This is a genomic window from uncultured Pelagibacterium sp., from assembly GCF_963972885.1.
GTDB classification, from domain to species: domain Bacteria; phylum Pseudomonadota; class Alphaproteobacteria; order Rhizobiales; family Devosiaceae; genus Pelagibacterium; species Pelagibacterium nitratireducens.
The window spans coordinates 1-23,010 of record NZ_CAXAXY010000011.1 but is presented as its reverse complement, the minus strand read 5'-3'; the positions used below and the strand labels follow the sequence as shown (position 1 = coordinate 23,010).

General features: G+C 62.0%; 17 protein-coding genes and 1 pseudogene. 7 read left to right on the top strand and 11 right to left on the bottom strand.

Annotation, left to right across the window (positions count from 1 at the left end):
- Positions 1-71 precede the first annotated feature (71 nt).
- Complete coding sequence (locus AACZ55_RS03630; RefSeq protein WP_339643167.1) at positions 72-1,526, top strand: aspartate kinase; 1,455 nt, start codon at positions 72-74, stop codon at positions 1,524-1,526.
- 79 nt (positions 1,527-1,605) lie between these two features.
- On the opposite strand, the gene AACZ55_RS03625 is transcribed toward AACZ55_RS03630, so the two are convergent.
- On the bottom strand, positions 1,606-2,277 hold the full coding sequence (locus AACZ55_RS03625) for a pseudouridine synthase (protein WP_339643164.1): 672 nt from the start codon (positions 2,275-2,277) through the stop codon (positions 1,606-1,608).
- A gap of 257 nt (positions 2,278-2,534) precedes the next feature.
- Between AACZ55_RS03625 and AACZ55_RS03620 the strand changes: the two are divergent.
- The 3 genes and pseudogenes from AACZ55_RS03620 to AACZ55_RS03610 all read left to right on the top strand — a co-directional run.
- A pseudogene (locus AACZ55_RS03620) lies at positions 2,535-2,849 on the top strand (lytic transglycosylase domain-containing protein); the annotation flags it as partial.
- Between the two features lie 648 nt (positions 2,850-3,497).
- On the top strand, positions 3,498-5,381 hold the full coding sequence (locus AACZ55_RS03615) for an autotransporter assembly complex family protein (RefSeq protein WP_339643227.1): 1,884 nt from the start codon (positions 3,498-3,500) through the stop codon (positions 5,379-5,381).
- Positions 5,381-9,724: a translocation/assembly module TamB domain-containing protein gene (locus tag AACZ55_RS03610; protein WP_339643161.1), complete on the top strand. Its 4,344-nt coding sequence runs from the start codon at positions 5,381-5,383 to the stop codon at positions 9,722-9,724. Before AACZ55_RS03615 ends, AACZ55_RS03610 begins: the two co-directional genes overlap by 1 nt.
- Before the next feature lie 129 nt (positions 9,725-9,853).
- On the opposite strand, the gene AACZ55_RS03605 is transcribed toward AACZ55_RS03610, so the two are convergent.
- Positions 9,854-10,153, bottom strand: coding sequence for a hypothetical protein (locus tag AACZ55_RS03605; RefSeq protein WP_338608136.1), 300 nt, complete (start codon positions 10,151-10,153; stop codon positions 9,854-9,856).
- Here AACZ55_RS03605 and AACZ55_RS03600 point away from each other — a divergent pair.
- Positions 10,152-11,045, top strand: coding sequence for a hypothetical protein (locus tag AACZ55_RS03600; protein ID WP_339643157.1), 894 nt, complete (start codon positions 10,152-10,154; stop codon positions 11,043-11,045). The two genes, AACZ55_RS03605 and AACZ55_RS03600, sit on opposite strands and share 2 nt — an antisense overlap.
- A gap of 75 nt (positions 11,046-11,120) precedes the next feature.
- On the opposite strand, the gene AACZ55_RS03595 is transcribed toward AACZ55_RS03600, so the two are convergent.
- Together AACZ55_RS03595 and infC are read right to left on the bottom strand one after the other, a co-directional pair.
- Positions 11,121-13,454: a methyl-accepting chemotaxis protein gene (locus tag AACZ55_RS03595; RefSeq protein WP_339643154.1), complete on the bottom strand. Its 2,334-nt coding sequence runs from the start codon at positions 13,452-13,454 to the stop codon at positions 11,121-11,123.
- Positions 13,455-13,722: 268 nt separating this feature from the next.
- Positions 13,723-14,259, bottom strand: coding sequence for a translation initiation factor IF-3 (gene infC / locus AACZ55_RS03590; protein WP_264227709.1), 537 nt, complete (start codon positions 14,257-14,259; stop codon positions 13,723-13,725).
- Positions 14,260-14,481: 222 nt separating this feature from the next.
- On the opposite strand from infC, the gene AACZ55_RS03585 reads away from it, so the two are divergent.
- On the top strand, positions 14,482-15,246 hold the full coding sequence (locus AACZ55_RS03585; protein WP_339643151.1) for an alpha/beta hydrolase: 765 nt from the start codon (positions 14,482-14,484) through the stop codon (positions 15,244-15,246).
- Here the strand turns inward: AACZ55_RS03585 and AACZ55_RS03580 are convergent.
- Positions 15,243-16,157: a LysR family transcriptional regulator gene (locus AACZ55_RS03580; RefSeq protein ID WP_339643148.1), complete on the bottom strand. Its 915-nt coding sequence runs from the start codon at positions 16,155-16,157 to the stop codon at positions 15,243-15,245. The two genes, AACZ55_RS03585 and AACZ55_RS03580, sit on opposite strands and share 4 nt — an antisense overlap.
- An 87-nt stretch (positions 16,158-16,244) precedes the next feature.
- On the opposite strand from AACZ55_RS03580, the gene AACZ55_RS03575 reads away from it, so the two are divergent.
- Positions 16,245-16,763, top strand: coding sequence for an N-acetyltransferase family protein (locus AACZ55_RS03575; RefSeq protein ID WP_339643144.1), 519 nt, complete (start codon positions 16,245-16,247; stop codon positions 16,761-16,763).
- Here the strand turns inward: AACZ55_RS03575 and AACZ55_RS03570 are convergent.
- From AACZ55_RS03570 to pheT, 6 genes are all read right to left on the bottom strand, one after another.
- On the bottom strand, positions 16,757-17,107 hold the full coding sequence (locus AACZ55_RS03570) for a VOC family protein (RefSeq protein ID WP_339643141.1): 351 nt from the start codon (positions 17,105-17,107) through the stop codon (positions 16,757-16,759). The two genes, AACZ55_RS03575 and AACZ55_RS03570, sit on opposite strands and share 7 nt — an antisense overlap.
- A 2-nt stretch (positions 17,108-17,109) precedes the next feature.
- Positions 17,110-18,114 carry a rhodanese-related sulfurtransferase gene (locus AACZ55_RS03565; protein WP_339643138.1) on the bottom strand — a complete coding sequence of 335 codons (1,005 nt, stop codon included), beginning with the start codon at positions 18,112-18,114 and terminating at the stop codon, positions 17,110-17,112.
- The gene (locus AACZ55_RS03560) at positions 18,104-19,342 is read right to left on the bottom strand and encodes an O-antigen ligase family protein (RefSeq protein WP_339643135.1); all 1,239 of its coding nucleotides are present in this window, start codon (positions 19,340-19,342) and stop codon (positions 18,104-18,106) included. Before AACZ55_RS03560 ends, AACZ55_RS03565 begins: the two co-directional genes overlap by 11 nt.
- Positions 19,339-20,172, bottom strand: coding sequence for a hypothetical protein (locus tag AACZ55_RS03555; protein ID WP_339643132.1), 834 nt, complete (start codon positions 20,170-20,172; stop codon positions 19,339-19,341). Before AACZ55_RS03555 ends, AACZ55_RS03560 begins: the two co-directional genes overlap by 4 nt.
- A 44-nt stretch (positions 20,173-20,216) precedes the next feature.
- On the bottom strand, positions 20,217-21,383 hold the full coding sequence (locus tag AACZ55_RS03550) for a hypothetical protein (RefSeq protein ID WP_339643129.1): 1,167 nt from the start codon (positions 21,381-21,383) through the stop codon (positions 20,217-20,219).
- The coding region (pheT, locus tag AACZ55_RS03545) for a phenylalanine--tRNA ligase subunit beta (protein WP_339643126.1) at positions 21,376-23,010 on the bottom strand (1,635 nt) is incomplete at its 5' end. The genes pheT and AACZ55_RS03550, both read right to left, overlap by 8 nt.

Genomic DNA, 23,010 nt, shown 5'->3' with positions numbered 1-23,010 from the left:
GACCGGCCCATGAACCATTCGGCGGGATTTTACGGTCCCGCCGGGCACCCCGACCCAATCGGAGGCAACAAGTGACAGCCAAGACCCATACAGTCGAAAAAATCGGTGGCACGTCGATGTCGCGCAGCCAGGAGCTTTTGCGCACCGTGCTCGTCGGCGACCGGAAGGGCCCTGAGCTCTACAATCGCATTTTCGTCGTGTCAGCTTATGGCGGCATGACAGACGCCCTTCTCGAGCACAAAAAGTCCGACGAACCCGGCGTTTACGCGCTGTTTGCGAGCGCGGAAAGCGGCTGGCAATGGGGCGATGCACTCTCTTCGGTTGCCTCGAAAATGGTCGAAAAGAACGCAGAAATCTTTGCCGACGCTGCAACGCGCGAGCAGGCCGACAAATTCATCCGCGAGCGGATCGAAGGCGTGCGCTCGTGTTTGATCGACCTTTCGCGCCTGTGCTCGTTCGGCCATTTCCAGCTCGAAGCCCATCTTCTGACCGTGCGTGAAATGCTCTCGGCTTTGGGCGAAGCGCAATCGGCGTTCAATACCGCCCTGCTGCTCAACCAGAACGGGGTCAACGCCCGCTTCATCGATCTGACAGGTTGGCGTCAGGATGGCGAATTGCCGCTCGACGAGCATATCGCACGCCAGTTCTCCGGCGTCGATTTCGCCACCGAACTGCCCATCGTCACCGGCTATGCCCAGTGCGCCGAACAGCTCATGAAGACCTATGATCGCGGCTATTCCGAAGTGACCCTGTCCCGCGTTGCGGTGGTGACCGGTGCCAAGGAAGCCATCATCCATAAGGAATTTCACCTCTCTTCGGCAGACCCCAAACTGGTCGGCTCGGACAAGGTGCAGGTGATCGGCGAAACCAATTACGACGTTGCCGACCAGCTCTCCAACATGGGCATGGAAGCGATCCACCCGCGCGCGGCCAAATCGCTGCGCCAGGCCGGCATCCCCCTGCGCGTCACCAACGCTTTCGAGCCCGACCATCCGGGCACCGTCATTGTGAGCGATCTGGCCCCCAAGACCCCGGGCGCCGAGATCATTACGGGTCTAAAGGGCGTGTTTGCCCTCGAGTTTTACGACCAGGACATGGTCGGGGTGAAGGGTTACGACACCAAGATTCTCGAATCCCTGACGCGCCACAAGGTCTGGATCATCTCCAAGACCTCGAACGCCAACACCATTACCCACTATCTCAAGGGCTCGATGAAGGCGATAAAGCGGGTTGAGACCGATCTAGCCAAAGCGTTCCCCACGGCAAGCACAACGCTGCGCAAGCTCGCCATGGTTTCGGCCATCGGCCGCGATCTGGGCGGCGTCCGCATCCTGCCGCGCGCCATTGCCGCGCTCGATGAAGCCGGAATCGAGCCGATCGGCCTCACCGACATGATCCGCAAGGTCGATCTGCAGGTGCTGGTCGAAGAAAAAGATTTCGACGCCGCGATCATCGCGCTGCACAAGGGTCTTGTGGAAGAGCGCGCCGAGCGCAAGGCGCGAGCCGACATTCGTCGCGTTGCCTGATGGATGCCTCTGACGGCAACGCAACGACAGGCCGGTCCCCTTCCGGGGGCCGGCTTTTTCTTTGCGTGTTGGCCTGGGCTTAAAAGGGCGGCTCGGACCGAAAAACGACAGGCGCTCCGCCGTTGGGGTGTCTGAACCCCAGTTCAGCCGCGTGCAATTGCAGCCGGTCGGCCGCCGCAAGCGCATCGCCTGTGGCATAGAATTCATCGCCAAGAATCGGGTGTCCGATCTCGTTCATATGCACCCGCAATTGGTGCGTGCGGCCGGTGATGGGGATGAGCTTGAGCCGCGTCGCCTCCGCCTCGCGCCCTATGACCTGCCATCGCGTCTGGCTGGCCCGGCCACGCTCATGGTTGACCTCTTGGCGCGGTTTGTTCTCCCAGTCCGTCGCCAGCGGCAGATCGACGAGCCCTTCGTCCTCGCCCACATGGCCCCAGACCCGCGCGATATAGAATTTGGTTGTTTGGCGATATTCGAACTGCTTGCCGATATGGCCATGCGCTCCCTTGTGCTTGGCCATCACGACGATGCCCGAAGTGTCCTTGTCGAGCCTGTGAATCGTTCCGGCGCCCGGATACCGTTCCAGCGCCCGGCTTTGCAGGCTGTCGAACAGCGCCGGGTCCTTGCCCGGCACGCTGAGCAGGCCCGAGGGCTTTATGAAAACCACGATATCGGCATCCTCGTGGAGGATGTCGAGCCAGGGCTCGCGGGGCGGGTTGTAATCGAAGGTCTTGGGCATGGGATTGAGCATGGCTGACGCTCTATCAGCAATCTGGCGGGCCGAAAAGTTGTCGCATTGCCTGATTGTCGCCCACAATTTGCCACATCCGCTCCCATTATGGGGAAGCGTGTGCTATGCGCGCTGCTCAGGGTTCAATTTCTTTTCGGGTCTCAATGATTGCAAAACGGCTCATCGCGCTGTTTGCCGCCCTCGTTCTGGGGTTTTCGGCCGTGCCTGCCAGCGCGCAGAGCCATTCGCGCACGGAAGTCGAAACTCTCGCCCAGTATTACGCGCAATATTACGGCGTGCCGCTCGAGCTGGTCCGCCGCGTCATCAATCGCGAGAGCACGTTCAACCCTGCAGCCCGCAACGGGCCTTACTACGGACTGATGCAGATTCTGCCCGCCACGGCCCGCACCATGGGGTTCCGTGGCCAGCCCTCCGATCTGCTCAACGCCGAAACCAACCTCATCTATGCCGTCAAATATCTGCGCGGCGCCTGGCTTTTGGCCAATGGCAGTCATGACCGCGCGGTCCAGCTTTACGCCAAGGGCTATTATTACGAGGCCAAGGCCGCCGGCCTACTCGAAGAGACCGGCTTGCGCCCCGGCCCGGCAACCCCCATTGCCCCCATGCCGCCGACCGCCGCCGAGCCCGTGGTTGCCGCCGTCACGCCTCCGCCGCCCGTAACCGAGATCGTTCAGACACTTGAGGTTGCCGCCGCCGATCCGGTCGAGACCGCGTTTGAAAGCACCCCCTTGGGCTTTTTGCCGCCATCCCGCCCGCTCGGGTTGGGGGTGCAGGAGCAGGAGCCTGCACAACCCCAAACCGATGCCCTTGTTGCCATCGCCGCCGCCGAGGCGCCTGCTGCGATTCCACCACGCCCGCAAATCGGGACGCCCGAACCCGAGCCGGTCCGGCTGGCCTACGCCGAGCATCGCGCCACCCGGGACGTTCCCCAACCTCAGATCGCCGCCGCCGAGGCGCCGCTGCGCCCCTCCATCGATCTGGTCACGAGCACCTTTGCCCTGCTCGATTCGATGGCCCCGGCGCAGCGCTGACCGTGCCCGGCCTGCGACACATAGATCATAATCGTTGTTTTGACCTGGCCGTCGGGGTTGCCGTTAACCCGTCCTGTGCTAGGATTTTGATCAAATTGGAGCCAGTTATCCCCCAACTCGGATCTCCAGTTGAGCGGAATGGATAGTGTGGATTGCGTACCAGCCGTGAAAGCCAACAAGCGCTATAGCCTGATTGCCCTTTGTGTGGCCGGTACGCTTCTCACCGGCCCGGCGCTCGGATTCGAACTGTTCGGCATCCAGTTCTTCGGTTCCCAGACCGATGACGCTGATGCTGTGATTGCCGATCCGCGCACTTATGATCTGACCTTCGAGACCGGCACCGAGGGCGAGGTGGACGCCGCCCTGCGCGGAGCCTCCGGCCTCTGGGGTGACCGTGACGAGCCGGCATCGGGAGTACCAGGCCTTCTGGCCAAGGCGCGTGGCGATTATGCCCGCATGACCGGAGCGCTATATAATCTGGGCTATTACGGCGGCGTGATCTCTATTTTGGTCAATGGCCGCGAAGCCGCCTCGATCCCGCCCGACGCCAGCCTGCCCGAACCCGCTCAGATCAGGGTTACCGTCGATCCAGGGCCTCAATTCGTCTTTGGCCCCCTGCGCGTTGACAACAGGGCGCCCATGCCCGTTGTCGAAGCCGATAGGGTCGAGGCGCCCTCCGAAATAGGGTTCGTGACGGGCCAGGTGGCCCGCGCCACGGTCATAGCCCAGGCCGAACAGCGTCTTGTCGAAGCCTGGCGCCAACTGGGTTATCCCAAGGCACAGATCGGCTCGCGCGATGTGATCGCCGATCACCCCAGCCGCACGCTCGAAGTCTCCATAGTGGTCGATCCGGGCGCCTACGCCGCCATTGGTCCCATAGGGGTCGAGGGCACACAGAACATGAGCCCGGCCTTCATCGTGCGTCAGACCGGGCTGGTCCAGGGCGCTGAGTACGATCCCGACGACATTGAGCGGGCCCGCGAACGGCTGACCCGGCTCGGCGTTTTCCGCTCGATGCGCATCGAGGCGGCCCAAAACGTCCAGCCCAACGGTCTGCTGCCCTACCAGATCATAGTACAGGAACAGGCTTTGCGCCGCTTTGGCATCGGCGCCAGCTACGGCACGCTCGACGGACTTGGTGTCGAAGGCTACTGGCTGCACCGCAACCTGTTCGGCGAGGCCGAGCGCCTGCGGCTCGATGCAAAGGTGGCCGGTATCAGCTTCCCCATCGACACCGCCGAGTTCGACTATGCCTTTGGCGGCACCTTCACCAAGCCGGGCATTTTCACCCCCGAGACCGACCTCGTCGCCGCGCTCAGCGCCGACCGTTCGGTCCTCCCGCTCTATACCGAAACGTCTGTGCAGGGGCGTCTGGGGATCGAACAGCTCTTTACCGACGATATTTCCGGGAGCGTCGGCCTTCAGTTCCAGCATTCCTATTTCGAGGACGACGCGACCTTCGGAAACCGCAATTTCACCACCGCCGGCCTTTACGGGCGCGGCGTGTTCGACAATCGCGATTCCGATCTCGATCCCACCGAGGGGTTCTATCTCGAAGCGACGGTCGACCCGCTCTACGAACTCGAGTACGAAAATTTCCTCGCCCGCGCGACGCTCGAAGGCCGCGCCTATTTCGCCTTCGACGAGGACGCCAACTATGTCCTTGCCGGCCGCGTCAAGGCGGGCGCTGTGGCTGGCCCCTCGCTGTCCGAAATCCCGCCGGACCTGTTGTTTTTCGCCGGCGGTGGCGGTTCGGTGCGCGGTTATGCCTATCGCTCCATCGGGGTTGATGACGGCATGGGCAACACAACCGGCGGCCGCTACCTCCTCGAAGCGTCTCTGGAAGGCCGCGTGCGGTTCAACGATCAGTTCGGCGCCGTCGCCTTCGTCGATGGCGGCTACGTGGCCGCCGACACCTTCCCCGATTTCGATCAGTTGCGCCTGGGGGCCGGCGTGGGCATCCGCTATTACACAGCGCTCGGGCCCTTGCGCCTCGACGTCGCTGTGCCTTTGAACAAGAGCCCGGGCGACCCCGATTATGCGCTCTATGTCGGTATAGGACAGTCGTTCTGATGCGCGTTCTGACCACCGCAATCGCCGTCGTCTCGCTCGCCATGCCGGTGCCGGCCATGGCCCAGGATGCCGAGCGCGAAAGCCTCATGGACATGCTGGCCCGCGCCAGCCAGCTCAATGAAAACGAGCAGCGCGGCGCGCTTGTCGGCTTCGTTGAAAACCAGATATCCACGCCCGACCGCCAGATCCGGCTCACCGGCATCGACGGGGCGCTCTCATCCAACGCCTCGATTGACCAGATCACCATTTCCGACACCGAAGGCATCTGGCTGATCGTTGAAAACGCGCAATTGCAGTGGAACCAGGGCGCCTTGCTGTTCGGGCGGCTGGAAATCCAGTCGCTGTCGGCCGATTCCATTGCCTATATTCGCAATCCGGTTTCCAGTGAGGCGCCAGCGGCCCCGTCCCCCGAGGCGGGCGGGTTCTCCGTTCCAGAATTGCCCGTCGCGGTTATTCTTGAAAGCCTCTCCGTGCCCAATGTGCGGTTCGGTGAACAGGTCTTCGGGCTGGGTTCGGAAATCTCGCTGGCCGGATCGATGACGCTGGAGGGTGGCGCCATCGATGCCCAGCTCGATATCGAACGCCTGGACGGACCGGGCGGCACGCTCGACCTTGATCTGCAATACGCCAACGATACGCGCGAAATCGATCTCGGACTTGAGCTCATAGAGCCGGAAGATGGTATCGTCGCCAACCTCGTCGACATCGAGGGACGTCCGGAAATTGCGCTGGGCCTGCAAGGGGCCGGCCCCATCGACGATCTCGACATCGCTCTGACCTTCGATGCCGATGGCAACCGTATCCTGACCGGGGAGGGCACGCTCGACCAGAATGGGCAGGGCCTCGCCATCGCCGCCGATCTGCGCGGCCCGCTTTCCACCGTCCTGCCGGCCGCCTATCGCGATTTCTTCGGTGAACAGACTGCGCTTTCGCTCGAGGCGCTCATGCGTGATGCCGGCGGGTTTGAAGTTTCCAATCTTTCGCTTTCGGGCGGCGAACTGTCGCTCTTGGCCAATGCCGCCACCACGGCAGATGGCTTTTTGATCCGTCTCGATGTCACCGGGGAAATTTCTCCGGTCTCTGGCGACACGGTCACTCTGCCCGTGCCCGGCGCGTCCACCCGTATCCAGCGCGCCCGCTTCGATGTCGATTACGGCGATGAAGCGTCCGAACAATGGTCGGGACGCCTCCAGTTGCTGGGCTTTGAAACCCCCGATTTCGCCGCCCGGAGCCTGGTGCTCGACACCTCGGGCGTTGCTGCCGATCTCGACGATCCTTCAGCCCGCCGCGTCACCTTCAATGGCGATGGCATGATCGAAGGCGTCACCTCATCATCGGAAGAAATTTCCCAGGCGCTTGGCACCTCCATTGGGTTCGGCCTCGCAGGCATGTGGGAGGTGGGTCAGCCCGTCACTCTTGCCCAGCTCCGCCTCGTCGCCCAGGCGCTCAATTTCGAGGCAGCCGGCCAGATCAACGAAAACGTCTTTAGTGGCGATCTCGTGCTCACCACCGATTCGATAGCCCCCTTTTCCGGTCTTGCCGAACGGGAGCTGTCGGGCGCCATTGCTCTTGATGCCACCGGAACGGTCTCGCCGCTGTCCGGTGGGTTCGATCTCACGCTCGACGGCACCGGCACCGACCTCTCGGTCGATGACGAGATCGCCGACAATTTGCTCGAAGGCACGGTTGCGCTATCGGGTCGCCTAGCGCGCAATGAAGCCGGGCTCGAGGCCCAAGATTTCCGCATCGCCAATAGCCAGGTCGAAATGGTCGCCGACGGCACCTATGCCACAGGCACCGCCGATTTCACCTTCGATCTGGCGCTGGCCGACCTTGCCCTGATCAATCCCGAAATGTCCGGCCAGCTGACCGCGGCAGGCACCGCCCAGGGCGCCGAAGGCACCATCGCCTTGTCCGCAGACGTCGATATCCCCGAAGGCACATTGGGCGGGCGCACATTGCGCAACGCCAATATCGGCTTTGACGGCACCTCGCGCGAAGAAGGGCTTGTCGGTGCCCTCGCTGGTGCTGCATCGCTCGATGGGTTCCGCGTCTCTCTGGCCAGCGACATCGATAATAATGCCGAGCGCCTGCGCCTGTCAGACTTTGCGTTCGAGGCCCCCGGCACGGCGCTTTCGGGCAATCTTACTCGCTTTGCCAATGGCCTGCTCGATGGCCGGTTGACCCTTGATGCGCCAAATATCGAAACGGCGGTCGCCCTCGCGCTGGCCGACGCGAGCGGCGCGGCCAACGCCGATATCATCCTGGACCCGGAAGGCGAAACCCAGAACGCCGAGGTCACGGCCTCTCTCGACGCCGTAAGGTTCAACGACATCACAATCGGCTCGGCCAACGTCGAGGCAACGATTGCCGATCTGTTCGGCGTTCCGGTGATCGACGGGTCGATCGATGGCGCCGATATCGTTGCCGCGGGCACCAATGTGCAAACCGTTTCGCTCACCGCGACGGCCAGCCAGCAAACCACGCGGTTTTCAGGCAATGCTTCGCTCAATGCGGGAACCGAGGTCACTTTGGCCGGCCTGCTCGAACCCATTGCCGATGGATATCGTGTGGCACTGGACACGTTCGGGCTGACACAGGGCCAGCTTGCTGCCAGCCTCGCTCAACCTGCCGAACTGACCGTCGCCAACGAGACGGTATCGTTTTCGGGGGTCGAACTGGCCGTCGGGTCGGGCCGCATCATGGCGACAGGCAGCGCCGGGCAAAATCTCGATATCGCGCTCGATGTCACCGCCTTCCCGCTTAACATCGCCAACACCATCGTCCCCGATCTGGGGTTGGCCGGGATGGTTTCCGGCACCGCGCAGATCTCGGGCGCAGCCAGCGACCCGCGTGCCAGTTTCTCGGTCGAGGCGAACGGGATCAACGCCGCCACGATCTCCGAATTCGGAATCGCCCCGCTCACGCTTTCGGCCCAGGGCAGTTTCGCCGATAACACGATCACCCTGTCCCAGGCTCGCGCCAACGGCTCGGGCGGGCTCAGCGCCACCGCTCAGGGCACCATCCCGCTTGAAGGGGCCGGCCTCAATATCGCAGTCAACGGCTCGGGCCCGCTTTCGCTGGCCAACCGCTTCGTGGCCGATCGCGGCGCGCAGATTTCAGGCACGGCAAATCTTGACGCCCGTGTCACCGGACGCATCGATGATCCGCAGTTTTCGGGCACAGTGGCCGTCGCTAATGGCGAATTTATCGATCCCGGTCTCGCGCTCCGGCTGGTCGGCATAACCGGCACCGCTTCGCTCAACGCAGATCGTGTGACCATCAACACGCTCACGGCCAATCTCGCCACGGGCGGTTCGGTCTCGGCATCAGGCTTCGTTGGCCTCGATGCTGGGTTCAATTCCGACATCGCGATCAATTTCGACGCGGCGCGCTACGCCGACGGCAATCTCGTGGTCGCCACGCTCAACGGCGATCTGCGGCTCACCGGCCCCATCGCCAATGGCGGACGGCTGGCGGGCAACGTCGACGTCGCCCGCGCCGACATCACCGTGCCCGATGGCTTCGGCGGCGCGGTGAGTGTCATCGACGTTGATCACGTTCGTCCACCATCCCCGGTCGCCGCGACACTGGCCCGGGCCCGCATCGACCAGCGGGCATCGAGCACCACAACGGCCAGCGTGCCGCTCGAACTCGCCATCACCATTTCAGCGCCCAACCAGGTGTTCATCCGCGGTCGTGGGCTCGATGCAGAGGTGGGAGGCCAGGTTCAGATCAACGGCAATGTGGCCGATGTCCGGCCCGTCGGCGGGCTCGAATTGATCCGCGGCCGGCTCTCGATTTTGGGCCAGCGTATCGATTTCGACGAAGGCACCGTCACCCTGATCGGCGATCTCGATCCCTTTATCAACCTCGTCGCCCGCACACAGGGCAATGACATCACGGTTATCGTTACCGTTTCGGGCCGCGCATCATCGCCGGAGGTGACGTTCTCGTCTGATCCCATGCTGCCCCAGGACGAAGTTCTGGCTCGGCTGATCTTTGATCGCGGCGTGGGCGAGTTGTCTCCGCTGCAACTGGCCCAACTGGCTGCGGCAGCGGCCGAACTGGCCGGTGGCGGCAGTGGCTCGGGCTCGCTTCTGGGGTCCCTGCGCGAAGCTGCAGGGCTCGACGATCTCGATATCGTCACCGATTCCGAAGGCAATGTCGGGGTGCGTGCCGGCGCCTATATCGATGACAACATCTATCTCGGCGTCGAGGCCGGGGCCGCGGAAAGTCGGGTCACGATCGATCTCGACATCACCGAGCAGCTTCGGGCCCGCGGCACCACCAGCACGACGGGCAATTCCGGTGTCGGCCTGTTCTACGAACAGGATTACTGAGCAAGCCGATAGGGCGCAACGGTTGAAAGCGGCAGCGTGTCATGGACAAACTGTCGCCTTTTTTCGTCCCCTTTTCGACACCTTCTGCCCGGCCGATGGAACCAACCCACACCCGTGACTCTTAGTCCCTCACGATAAACACAGCGCACACAGTGCAATGAGGGACTCGGTTTCATGTTCGCAGGACTTTTGCTCTGGCTGATCGGCATCCCCCTGCCGCTGATCATTTTGCTTTTGATTTTCGTGCTCTAGCGAGTGCGCCAGATCGATTTCGACAAGATTTACCCCGGGCTTAGCGCGGGCAAATACAGACGGAGAACGACAATGAATTCCATCATCTATCTCGTCGGCCTTGTGGTCGTTGTCATGGCCATCCTGTCCTTCATCGGCCTCGCTTGAGCCCCAAACCACCAAGGACCAAAAGCCCATGACGACAATAACTCCCACCGAGCCGGCAACCGCGCAGGAAACATCGTCCTACGTCGATTGGCCGGCCATCCTGGCGGGTGGCATCGTCGCCGCCGCCATTTCCCTGGTCCTTCTTGCCTTCGGTTCGGCCATCGGGCTGTCCATGACCAACCCGTTCGGTCGTGAAGGTGTATCCCTGTTCTGGATCGCCATCGCCATGGCCATCTGGGTCATCTGGGTGCAGGTCTCCGCGCTGATGGTCGGGGGCTATCTCACCGGTCGCATGCGCAGGCGCAATTATGACGCGACCGAAGACGAATCCGACATCCGCGACGGCTTCCATGGTCTTTTGGTCTGGGCAACCGCCGTCGTCTTTACTGCTGCGCTCGCCTTTGGCGGCATCGGCACCGTTGCCAACAGCGTCGGCGCTGCCGTCGGCGGCGCCGCGCAGGGTGCAGGCGCTGCAGCCGGCCAGGCGATCAACGACGAATCCGGTCCGTTCCAGTCGAGCATCGACCGCCTGCTGCGCACGGCAACAGCCACCGAAGGCGATGCTGCCGCGACACGCGACGAGGTCGGCCGCATCCTGATCGATGGCGTCACCGGTGAGGGCGTCTCCGAGGACGATCGGGCCTATCTTGCCCAACTGGTCGCCGCACGCACCGATCTCGATCAGGCAGAAGCCGAAGCGCGGGTCGACGAGATCATCGCCCAGGCCCAGAGCGTGCAGGACGACCTTGTCGCCGCCGCCGATCAGGCTCGGACGGTGGGCATTCTCGGAGCCTTTCTCACCGCCGCCTCGCTGGCCATCGGTGCCGCCGGCGCCTGGTTTGCAGCCGTCACAGGGGGCAACCATCGCGATACGCACACGGTCACCGCATTCTTTGCCCGCCGGCGTACGCCCGTCGCCTGATCAAACCGGCAATCGAAACAAAAAAGCCCCGCTTTTGGCGGGGCTTTTTCATTTGGTTTCAATTTCGGTTCGAGTCTAGAACTCGGACCAGTCGGCTTCCACCGCTGCATTCCCCTGGGACACGCGGCGGGGCTGAGGCAGCGACGCGGGCGCTTCGGCTTCCTGGTCGAGATCCCACATCGCCTGATCCTCAACGACGGCGTTTCCATCGAGCGTAAAACGCGCCACGATCCCATCAAGTGTGGTCACCTGCGCCTCGGTCTGCTCGATCGTTGCGTTGGTTTCTTCCACCAGTGCGGCGTTATGCTGGGTCATCTCATCGAGCAGCCGCACGGAAGAGGACACTTCCGAGATCGCGGCCGCCTGTTCGCGGCTTGCATTGGAAATGCCGCCCATGATCTCGGCGTTTTCGATCACCGCCGCGCGAATGTCGCGCAGCGTTTCGGTAGCCTGCGCGACAAGTCGCGAGCCGCCGCCCACTTCGTTGGCGCTCTCTTCGATCAGCACCTTGACTTCCGATGAGGCCTGGGCCGCAGATTGTGCCAGCCGGCGCACCTCGACGGCCACCACGGCAAACCCCTTGCCCGCCTCGCCGGCCCGCGCCGCTTCCACAGAAGCGTTGAGCGCCAGAAGGTTGGTCTGGAAGGCGATATCGTCGATCATCTTGATGATATCGGAAACCTTGGCCGAGGACGTGGTGATCCGCTCCATGGCCTGATTGGCTTCGCCCATCACCGCGCCGCCCTTTTGGGCCAGGTCCGATGCCGCCCGCGTCTTGTCGAGTGCATCCTGGGCCTTTTGCGCATTTCCGGTCACCGCCGCCGCCAGTTGCTCCATCGAGGCTGACGTCTCCTCAATGGTTGCCGCCTGCCGGGTCGTGCGTTCGGAAAGGTCGTTGGCGCCCGAAAGGATTTCGCCCGTCGCGATCTTGAGCGCCCGCGAGGTGTCCTTGAGCCGCCCCACGATTTCGGCAAACGTTTCGGCCATGGCGTTGGTGTCGTCCTTGAGCTGGCCAAAGGCGCCCTCATAAGTGCCGTTGACCCGCAGCGACAGATCGGCGTCGGCCATGGCCGAAAGAACCTGCCCGGTTTCCGAAAGCCCCCGGTCGACGGTTTCCATCACCATGTTGACGCTCTGAGCGAAGCTCTCGAGCTCGGGATCTTCATAGCGTACGTCGATCCGGCCGGAGAAATCGCCGGCCACGGCGGCCGAAACCACGCTCTTGATGCGGGCCTGCAGGTCGGCGCGGATGCGATGTTCTTCGGCATCCTCTGCCGCCTGCCGGGCCTTTTCGCTGTCCATGTCGCGCATGGCACGCCCATTGTCGCGAAACACCGTCAGCGCTTCGACCATCTGGCCCACTTCGTGGCGCTGGCGCTGATCGAGCTCCAGGTCGAGATCGCCATCGGCCAGCTGGCGCATACGCCCGGCAATCTGCTTGATGGTGCCCGACAATCCCCTGCCGATCATCACCGCCAATACGATGCCGACGACCAGTGCCGCTATTCCCGCGAACAGGACCACATTGAGCGTCGTGGCCGCCATGGCCGCGCCCGAGGGTCCGAGCGCGTCCTGGCGCGCCTGCACCGAGGCCAGCATGGCCCCGAACGCTTCTTCCATCTGCGGCCCAAGCACGTCGAGCTGCCCGCTCATCACCGCGTTGCGGGCATAGATCGCCTCGGCCAGGCTGCCCGCCTGGGCCATATAGGTATCGAGCCCCTCCATCATGCGGTTGGCCGTCGCCTTCTGGGAGTTGGAAATCACCGCATCATGGAGCTTTTGCAAATTCTCCTTGGCAAAGGCTCCGTGTTCAGCCGCCGCTTCCAGCCGCGCCGGATCGGCGGTCAAGAGGAACTGTTCGACCTCGAACTGAGTGAGGATCGTCGATTGCACGCCAAACCCGGCCGAGCCGGTGGCATTGAAATTTCCGCTCACCGCCCGCAAGGCCGCCGTCGCATCGGCACGCAACTGGTCTCCCACGGCGCGCAATTGGACAATGCCGGCATCGATCTGGGATTGAAGTTCGGTCATTTCGACAAAGGCCGCCTGATAGGCCTGCGCGGAACCGGCAAATTCGGCAATCGCCGCTTCGGTTTCCGTGTCGCCGTCAAACACCGCCATCACTTCGGGGTCGTTGGACTGCAGATTCGTGATTCGGTCGGCCAGCGCCTGCGCCTTTTCCGCCGAGGTTTCCAGCCGGTAGTCGAGATCGGCCAGCCGGGCTGCCGAAAGCTGCTCGACAAAGCTCGAAATGGCCAGCGTCTGCCGCGCGGCCACCCGATAATCGGTGAAGGTCTGCGACACCGCGTTGACCCCGAAATAGGCAAACACCACGATCGCCGCCAAAAGCGCGATCATGGCGCCAAATGATGCGTAGATGCGCTGCGCCACGCTCAGTCTGGACAGCATGATACCGGCCCCCTTTTTCCCTTCTGGGATAAATGCGTAAGGGCAGTAAGAAGGGATGCGGTTAACGAAGGCTCAATTTTGGCTCGAAACTGGCGTTTTCAGAAGCTAAATACGCCGTATGCTCAAATTTTAGGCCGCCCCAGGCGCGCCAAGGCAAAATTGGCGAACGTGCATACACGCCCGCGTGCCATTTTGCGGCGGCTCACAAAAACAAAAGGCGGCCTTTCGGCCACCTTTGCATGTGCGTACGGCAGATCGGGCGATGGGCTCAGCGCGGAGCGAGCACCATGACCATCTGGCGCCCTTCGGCGCGCGGGTTGGATTCGACCTTGGTGATCTCCTCGAACTGGTCCTTGACCTTGTGGAGCAGCTCGAGCCCGATGTTCTGGTGGGCCATTTCACGGCCGCGGAACCGCATGGTCACCTTCACCTTGTCGCCTTCGCCGATGAACTTTTCCAGCGCACGCATTTTGACGTCATAGTCATGCGTATCGATGTTGGGCCGGAGTTTGATCTCCTTGACCTCGATCACCTTCTGCTTCTTGCGGGCCTCGGCGGCCTTTTTCTGGGCGGCGTATTTGAACTTGCCCAGATCGAGAATCTTGCACACCGGCGGGGCCGAATTGGGTGAGATCTCGACCAGGTCCATCCCCGCTTCCATGGCCATGGCAATGGCTTCGCTTGTCCGCACGACGCCGACATTGGTGCCTTCTGCGTTGATAAGCTGGATTTCGGGGACGTTGATTTCATTGTTGGAGCGCGGCCCATCCTTTTGGGGCTGCACGGGTCTCATCGGACGACGAATGGCTGAATTTCCTTTCAGTGGTTTCCCATAGCTGCGCACGCCTGCTCATGGCTGGCGCAACGCGCCTAAAATCTTGGCAAACGGGCATAAAGTCAACAGGCAAAGCGGCAGCGACCGCCCGCAGGCTTCTCCGGGTTGCGTGCGAAGCACGCAGGGAGCGCCCTTGTGATCTCATGGCCCAGCGGTTACACCCCCGATATGGTGCCAAAGCCGGAAAATGCAATGATCGAGAAAACCGCGACCCTCACCGTGGGACAGAGCGACTCGGCGCGAGACATCGCCACCCTGCGCCGCCCCGGCAATGCACCCGGCCTGTTCTGGCTGGGCGGGTTCCGCTCCGACATGATGGGCTCCAAGGCCCAGGCGCTCGATGCTCTCGGCGTGCAAAAGGGCCTCGCCGTCACCCGGTTCGATTATTCCGGCCACGGGCAATCGGGCGGTGATTTTCTTGACGGCACCATTTCGCGCTGGCTCGAAGAGGCCCTTGCCGTGTTCGAGACCACCGAGGGCCCCCAGATCGTCGTCGGCTCGTCAATGGGCGGCTGGCTGGCACTGCTCGTCAACCGCGCCCTGCGCCAGCGGGGCGATGAACGGGTGCTGGCCATGGTGCTGATCGCCCCGGCCACCGACATGACGCGCGATCTTATGCGCGAGACCTTCACCGATGCCGAACTGCTCGATCTTTGGGAAAAGGGCCGGGTGGAACAGCCCTCCGATTATTCGGACGAGCCCTACATCCTCACCCGCGCGCTGATCGAGGACGGAGAAAACCATCTCCTGTTCGGCGCGCCCATCCGCACCCATTGCCCCGTCGCCATCCTGCAGGGCGGCAACGACACCGACGTGCCCCCTGCCCATGCGCTCAAGCTGGTCAGCCACCTCGTCTCCGATCCGGTCACCTTCACCCTCATCCCCGATGGCGATCATCGCCTGTCGCGCGACAGCGATCTCGACCTGCTGCGTCAGACCATCGAGCGGTTGCTTTAATCGCCAAGCCGATCCTCGAGGATTGTTCCCAGCATTGCGGCTTCCCTTGCCACCTCGCGCGCAAAATCGCGCACCATGTCGCGCTCGAAAGCCGATTTCGACAGCGCCACGATGGCGATGTCGCGATGCAGCGGATTGAAATCGCGCGGCCTGATCTCGACCAGTTCGCCCCGCTCGATTTCCTGGCGGACCGTCGAGCGCACAAAAAATCCCAGCCCCTCTCCCGCCAGCGCCAGCCGCCGCGCCGGACCGGTGGGAATCTCCACGCTCGTCTGGGCTCGCCGCACCAACGCCGTGGCACCCTCGGGGTCCACCTGCCACCAGCGCAGCGAAATCACCCTTGGCACCAGCTCCAGCACATCGGCCAGGCTCGGATTGGGCTCGAGCTGCGCCGCCAGATGCGGTGCCAGCACCAATGGCACCGGCTCGCGCATCACCACGATCGGGTAGATCTCGGGCACCAGCGGGTCGAGATTGGGCCAGGCGATGATCCCCAACTCCGCCACCCGGTCGTGCAGCATGGCGGTGACGTGGTTGTGGTGTCCCTCGCGCACGATGACATCGACCTCCCGGTGCCGTTCCTGAAAACGCAACAGGCTTTCCGAAATCAGCGGCGTCACCATCGAGCGCAGCGAGGCCACGGTGATCCGCCCGCGCTCGACCCGCCGCAAAGCCTCGCGACCCTCCTCCACGGCACTGAGAATGCGCCGCGCATAGGGCAGAAAGGTCATGCCCTGATCGGTGAGTGCCACCTTGCGCCCGCGTGTAAAAAGCTGCACACCGAGAAAATCTTCGAGCACCCGCACGCGCATCGAAACCGTGGCCTGCGTGACATTGAGCCGGGCTGCGGCCTTGGTGAAGCTCAGGTCGCGCGCGATCCGGTCGAAGGTGCGGAGTTGATCGATATCCATAAGGAATTTCTATTGATCGAATTGATATTTCTGTAACATATCACTTTATCATCAGTCATTCCGATTTGAACAGGTGCAATCCTTGCAATGAATATTCGCCCCGCCACCGACAGCGATCTGCCCCAGATCCTCGATATCCACAATGACGCCATCCGCAGGCTCGATGCCATCTGGAGCGAGGCCGAGGAAACCCTGGCCGATCGCAAGGCGTGGCTCGATGAACGCAACGCCAATGGCTTTACCGTTCTTGTCGCCGAAGAGGACGGTCATGTTCTCGGTCACGGCAGCTACGGCACCTATCGTTCGCGTTCGGGCTACAGAAAGACCGTCGAACACTCGATCTATCTGCGCGACGAGGCGCAGGGCAGGGGCGTGGGCTCGGCATTGATGGCAGCGCTGATCGATGACGCCAAAGCCAAGGGCTTTCACCTCATGGTCGGCGTGATCGATTCAAAAAACGAAAGCTCGATCCGTTTTCACGCCCGGCACGGTTTTGAGATGCTCGGCATCCTGCCCCAATCGGGCTTCAAACACGGCCGCTGGCTCGATCAGGTCAATATGTACCTGATCCTCAACGACGACCCCGCCCCGCCGCGTGGCTACTGAACGTGTGAAAGAATGTTGATGAGCTTGCCGAACGGATCGCGCACGTAAAAGCGCCGCACGCCCCAGGGCTCATCCGCCGGGCCGTATTCGATGCCAATGCCCATAGCCCGTGCTTTTTCCAGCACCGCATCGACATCGTCGACTTCGATGGATATGTCGGGCACCGGCGTGCCCGACCCGCCCTCTGACATGATGCTCATCTGAACCGACATCTGCCCATCGGCGCCATAGGTGCGGATCCAGCCCATGTCCATCACAATGTCCAGCCCGAGCAGGTCGCCGTAGAACCGCGCGGCCTTTTCAGGCGAGCCTTCGATATTGGCAACGATCCGTTTGACCGCCATCTCTATCCCTTTCGGTTTCGGGCCCGATCCGCCTCGCGCCGCGCCGTGTTGGCCAGCCGCCGTTCCTCTGCGGCCTTTCTGACGTCTGCGCCGATATGGGCCTCCTCGCGCGCCGCAGCCAACTCGATCTGTCTTTGCCGCTCGGCCGCAGCCGCACGCTTGGAAGCATTCTCCTCACCGGCGCAATGGTGGCACTGCACCCCTTCGATGAACGCTTCGCGCTCCCGGTCGGCCGGAGTCAAGGGCTGCCGGCAGGCTCTGCACAACTGCGCGTCGCCGATTTCCAGCCCATGGCGCACAGACACCCGCTCGTCGAAAACGAAGCACTCCCCATCCCAAAGGCTTTTGTCCTGGGGCACCTTCTCGAGATAATTGAGGATGCCGCCCTTGAGGTGAAACACCTCCTCAAACCCTTGCGCCAGCATGTAGGACGAGGCTTTCTCGCACCGTATGCCTCCGGTGCAGAACATGGCGACTTTCTTGTGCTTTTGCGGGTCCAGCTCGGACGCGACGTAGTCCTTGAACTCGGTAAAACTCGCTGTATGCGGGTCTTGCGCCTTTCGGAATGTCCCTAGCGCCACTTCGTAATCATTGCGCGTGTCGATGACCACCACATCGTCCTGGTCGATCAGATCGTTCCAGTCCTCAGGATCGACATAGGTCCCCACCTGCCGCCCCGGATTGGCCTCGGGGGCCCGAAGCGTCACGATCTCCGGCTTCAGCCGCACCTTCATGCGATAGAAGGGCTGGCGGTCGGCGAATGAATATTTGATCTCGGCCCCCCGAAACCGCCCTCCGAAAACATTGCCGTCACTCAGCCACCCCACCAGCTCATCGATCGCCCCGGGCGTCCCTGCCACGGTCCCATTGATCCCCTCGGGCGCCACAAGCAACGTCCCCCTGATCCCCCGCCCACAACAAAACTCCGCCAGCGGTGCCTTGAGGGATTCAAAGTCCGGCTGATCGACGAATTTATAGATCGCGAGGATTTTGAACTCACGTGGCATAATCGGGCACGTTCTCCTTCCAGCCGTAACGGGCTATAACCATGGCCATCATGCAAAAAAGCGTCAATTGCAGGCCTTGCCCCATAAGCCGGCTCGTCAGCCCGAACACGAAGAACCCTATGCTCAGCACGAGCGCACCATAGAGCCGCCCAAGGAAAGCGCTGTCCTTGGGCCCAGCCACGACGCCAACCACCGGCGTCGCCATCATGGCGAAATAGGCTATGACACCCGCTATGCCGGCCCCTACGGCAAAATCGAGCATGTCGTTATGCAGATAGGTGAAGTTCTCGCTGTCAAGATGGTCCTGCAGCCATGGTTCGAGATAGGGATAGGTGGCCGAAACGATCCTGTCCCATCCATGACCGAACCAGATGGCATCCTCAAAAGCCTGCCAACCTCCGCTAAAGAGGCCGAGACGGATATTGGTGGACCGGTCATCGGTTTGGCCATCTGAAAACGCCTGCACGATGACCGAGGCAATATCTGACAAGCGTGCAAGTTGCGGAGCTGCAAAGGTTGAAACCAGAACAAGCAGGGCGACTGCCCCAAACAGGCCGATGCCAGCGCTAAGCAAAGCCGCCCGTCTTGATTGGAACCACAGCACTGCAACGAATACTATATAGAGAATGATTGCTCCCATAAGCGGACCGCGGGAAGCCGAGAGCACGCAACTGAGAATGGCGCACACCGGGCCAAGTAAAAGCAGATAGCGCCATCTGTTCTGTGAAGTGAATATGCCGATGAGGGCCATGAAGCCGAGCGTTACGGCGATGTTGGCGAAATGAATGGCGTTGATGACGTGCCCGCCCGCGCGCAATTCATCGAGAACAAAGACCTGCGCACCTGCCACAGCCAGCGAAAGCACGGAACCCACCGCTGATATCACGGCCACATGGGTGAGACTTGCCCCGGGCCGGTAGTTTGCCTCGCCCGCCGCCAGAGGCAAGGCAATGAGCAAAGGAGCGAAATTGAGAATAAATCGTGCGTCCCAAACGCCATGTGCCGATATCGTCAGGGCTACTGCCATCAATGAGAATGCGATCAGAAAGAACCAGGTCGCCGGCGTCCTTGGAAATTTTGCTTGAAAAAGGCGCGGCGTGGCGGTGATGGCGACGAGAGAGGCCAAAACCATGATTAGGGCGGTACCGACATCCCCCAGAAGGACGGGTAGACAAAAAATTGCGATCAGCAACACGCCGTAGCGCCAATCCGCGAGCAATCCAGTCATGACAAGTCTGTCTCCACTCCCAGCCGCCCGGCGATTTCCCCCAGGGCGCTGCCTGCGAAAGGCCGCTGGGGCTCGGGCCGCCGTGAGCGATTGGTGAGAGCCATGCGCCACAAATGCAAGCCGAGCGTTTCTGGATGAATATACCTTTCAAAACTGCTGCCCGGATCAAGCATTGTGCGCACCTCGTCGTAGGGAAGTGGGTAGAATACTGTGGTGGCCATGGCTTCACCGTCTTTTCCCAGCATTCTGGCAAAATGGGTGAGGGGAAACGGGCCGGTGGCTCCGAACTGCATGTGTGTCAGGCCGATTCGCTGACCCAGCATGCGCCGCACAGCGATTTCCATTCGGCGGTACCACGGCATCCATACTGGATCTATTTTTTCGCTGTCGCCGTCGAAAATTCCAAGGAGCGCTTTTAAAAGATCGCTGTCCTTGGGTAGTCGAAGTACCGCATTGTTGATCTGCCCCGCATGCGGCTGTTTTCCTGGGGGAACCTCGTAGCCGAACACATAGGAGGAAAGGCCGGAAAACGGTCGGATGCAGAGCATGTCGCAATCCACCCAGATTCCCGCCTCGCGGACCATCAGCATCAATCTGAAATAGTCGGCAAAAACGGCCGGTGAGCGGTCGCCCTTGTAAAAGAAGATGTTTTCACGCGGTACGATTTCTGCCGCGTCACGCCATTTGCAGCCTTCGGGCAGGACTTCGGGGCAGTCGTAACTGTAAAGTTCAAACTGATGGCCCTGGGCAATAAAGGAAGTAATGCAAAGCCGCTCCAGCCAGGACATTGGGCCGTGCCAGAACGAGCAGACTATCGGCAGTTTAGACATGCCCGAAAAGGCTCCTGTCTTTGATTCGAAAAGCAGAGCCGGATCTACAGGGTTTGACGCGCAGCCTGAAGGTCTTCGTCTTCGACAAGAGCTTCGATGTCAACGCCCTTGATGGTCGTTCGCTCTTCTTTCCAGTTGGTATTGATCCCCTTGAAGTGGAAAAAGACCGTCTTGTCGTCATGCTTTCGGGCCGCCGGGGGGGCGCCGTGAATGCGGTGAAGATAAGGATGAACCTCTAGCGATCGAACCCATTCGCGCCGCGGGTCCAAAACCCATTTGGAAGGGGAAAGGCGGTGGCGGAAGTCGGCGAGCCGGTGGCGGAATGCGTGATGGCGGGCCGGGGCGTCAGGAGCGCGTGCCGCTTCGATCCACCGTCCGCGCATGCGCACAACACCCAGAGCGCTGAGCTCGGCCCGCTCATAAGCCGATTGTCCACCGGCCCAGGCCAACTCGTCGATATCGCAATCGAGCAAGCCTTCGGCTCGCATTCCGAACCGGCGCAGGGCCAGATTGGTCATCGATATCTGCAAAAAGCGCGGATAGAACTTGGTGACCAATACCGAGGTATCGATGGGTCCGAACTTGTGCGGTACATCTATAACGATCACGGTCTTGAGCCCTTCGACTGCGGCCAGCGTGGCTTCGAGCTTATCGATCGTGTATTCGGTCGACCCATTATCGAACAGGATCACCGTATCGGTGCCGTGCAGGCTCGCATGCCAGTTTGCCCAGTCGGCAACCCATTCGAGCCGGTTGTTCTTGTTGATCGTAAACAGAATACGCGCGTCGGAAAGCGAAGCGGAAAAATTGGGCTGGATGGCCAGATCGAATATTTCCCCGAAGGCGTCGACCCGCACCGCACTGGCATCGTCCGGCACATCGGCCAGCCGGGTCAGCATTGTCGAGCGTGAAGGGAACAATTCGGCCCCAAGCGCCGCCCCTGAAGGAAGAGCGCTGTAGCGGGCCGCTTCAAGGCCCGCGCGCAGGTTGAGCGGTGTAGGCCCGACCAATAGCACATCTCTGCCGTTCTCCGCCCGGAACGCATCGTAATAGAGCGCCCGGTCTTCGAACGCCGTCCAGAAGCCGGCCGGCCGCGGCCGCCGGGGCGAACGCGGCAAACGCTTTACGGGATTGTCCGCCGACAGCGCGGCAAAGCTCAGTTGCACGCGGGCAATCTGCGCTCCGGCCCGGCGGAGGGCCCCATTATCCACGCAACACGCCCCCAGTCGCCTTTTCCACAGCTGCCACGATCTTTCCCGACACCGCTTCGATCTCCTCGTCGGTCAGCGTTTTGTCCTTTGGCTGCAAGGTAACCTCGATGGCCACCGATTTGTTGCCTTCGCCAACATGCGCGCCGGAGAAAACGTCGAAAATCGTCACCTCGGTAACGAGGGTCTTGTCGGCACCCTTCGCGGCCCGCAGGATATTGGCGGCCTCGACGTCTGTTTCCACGACAAAGGCGAAATCGCGCCTGACCGGCTGCAGCGTGGAAAGCGCCAGCGCCGGTTTGGCCCTGGTCGCCTTTTTCCGCGGCTCGGGCAGCGCATCGAGATCGATCTCGAAGGCCGCGACCGGTCCATCGAGGTCGAACTTTTCCGCCATGGACGGATGCAGTTCCCCAAACCAGCCAAGGATCACCTTGGGTCCGAGCTGGATGCGCCCGCCCCGCCCCGGATGGCTCCAGGACGCCGGCTCGGCCACCACCTGTACCTTGTCGATATCGACACCCAGAGCATCGAGCGCCGCGCCGATATCGGCCTTGGCGTCGTAAACCCCGACCTTTTCGGCACGGCCCTGCCAGTGCCGTCCGGCCCCGGTAAACCGGGAGGTGCCGGTCCTGATGCCGGTGGCGTGGGTGCGCTGGCCCTCGGGCGAATCGGAGAAAAACACCTGCCCTACTTCATAGAGCGCCACATCGTCGAACCCGCGATTGCCGTTGCGCGCCGCGCCCGACAGCAGGCCCGGCAACAGCGAGGGCCGCATGTCGGTCATGTCCGACGCAATGGCATTGGCCAGTCGCAGCTGGGGGGTGCCCCCGCCAAACGCCTCGGCGAGGTCGGTGGAAATGAACGACCATGTCATGGCCTCGTCCATGCCACGCGCCGCCAGCGCCCGCCGCACGATACGGCGCCGGTTCTGGATTGGGGTCAGCATTTTCGGGGCCACGCCCGAAAGCCGCGGCAGCGGCTCGACCGGCACGCGATCAACACCGACAATGCGCATCACTTCCTCGACCAGATCGGCCTTCATGGTGACGTCGGGGCGCCAGGAAGGCACCGCCACCTTGACGATATCACCCGATCCCGACACCCAGAATCCCAGCCGGGTCAGGATGGCCTTGACCTCGCCAAACGGCACTTTGAGCCCGGTCAGGCGCTCGATTTCGCTCAATGGGAAATCGATCACCGTCTCGGGCGAACCCACATGCCCTCCAATCACCGTTTCGGCGGGCTCGCCGCCGCACAATTCCATAACCAGCCGTGTGGCCAGCTCGATTCCCGGCATGACGCTTTCGGGGTCCACGGTGCGCTCGAACCGGTAGCGCGCGTCCGAATTGATTCCGGTCTTGCGGCCGGTAGCGGCAATCGCCGTCGGCTCGAACCAGGCGCATTCAATGAACACATTGGTGGTCTGTTCGCTCGAGCCGCTCTCTTCGCCGCCGATGATGCCACCAAGCCCGAGAACCTTCTGGTCGTCGGCGATCACGCACATGGTTTCGTCAACGGCATAGGTCTTGCCATCGAGCGCTTCAAAGCTTTCTCCGGTCCGGCCCATGCGCGCGCCGATGTTGCCTGTCAGCTTGTCGGCGTCATAGACATGCAGGGGGCGCGCCCGGTC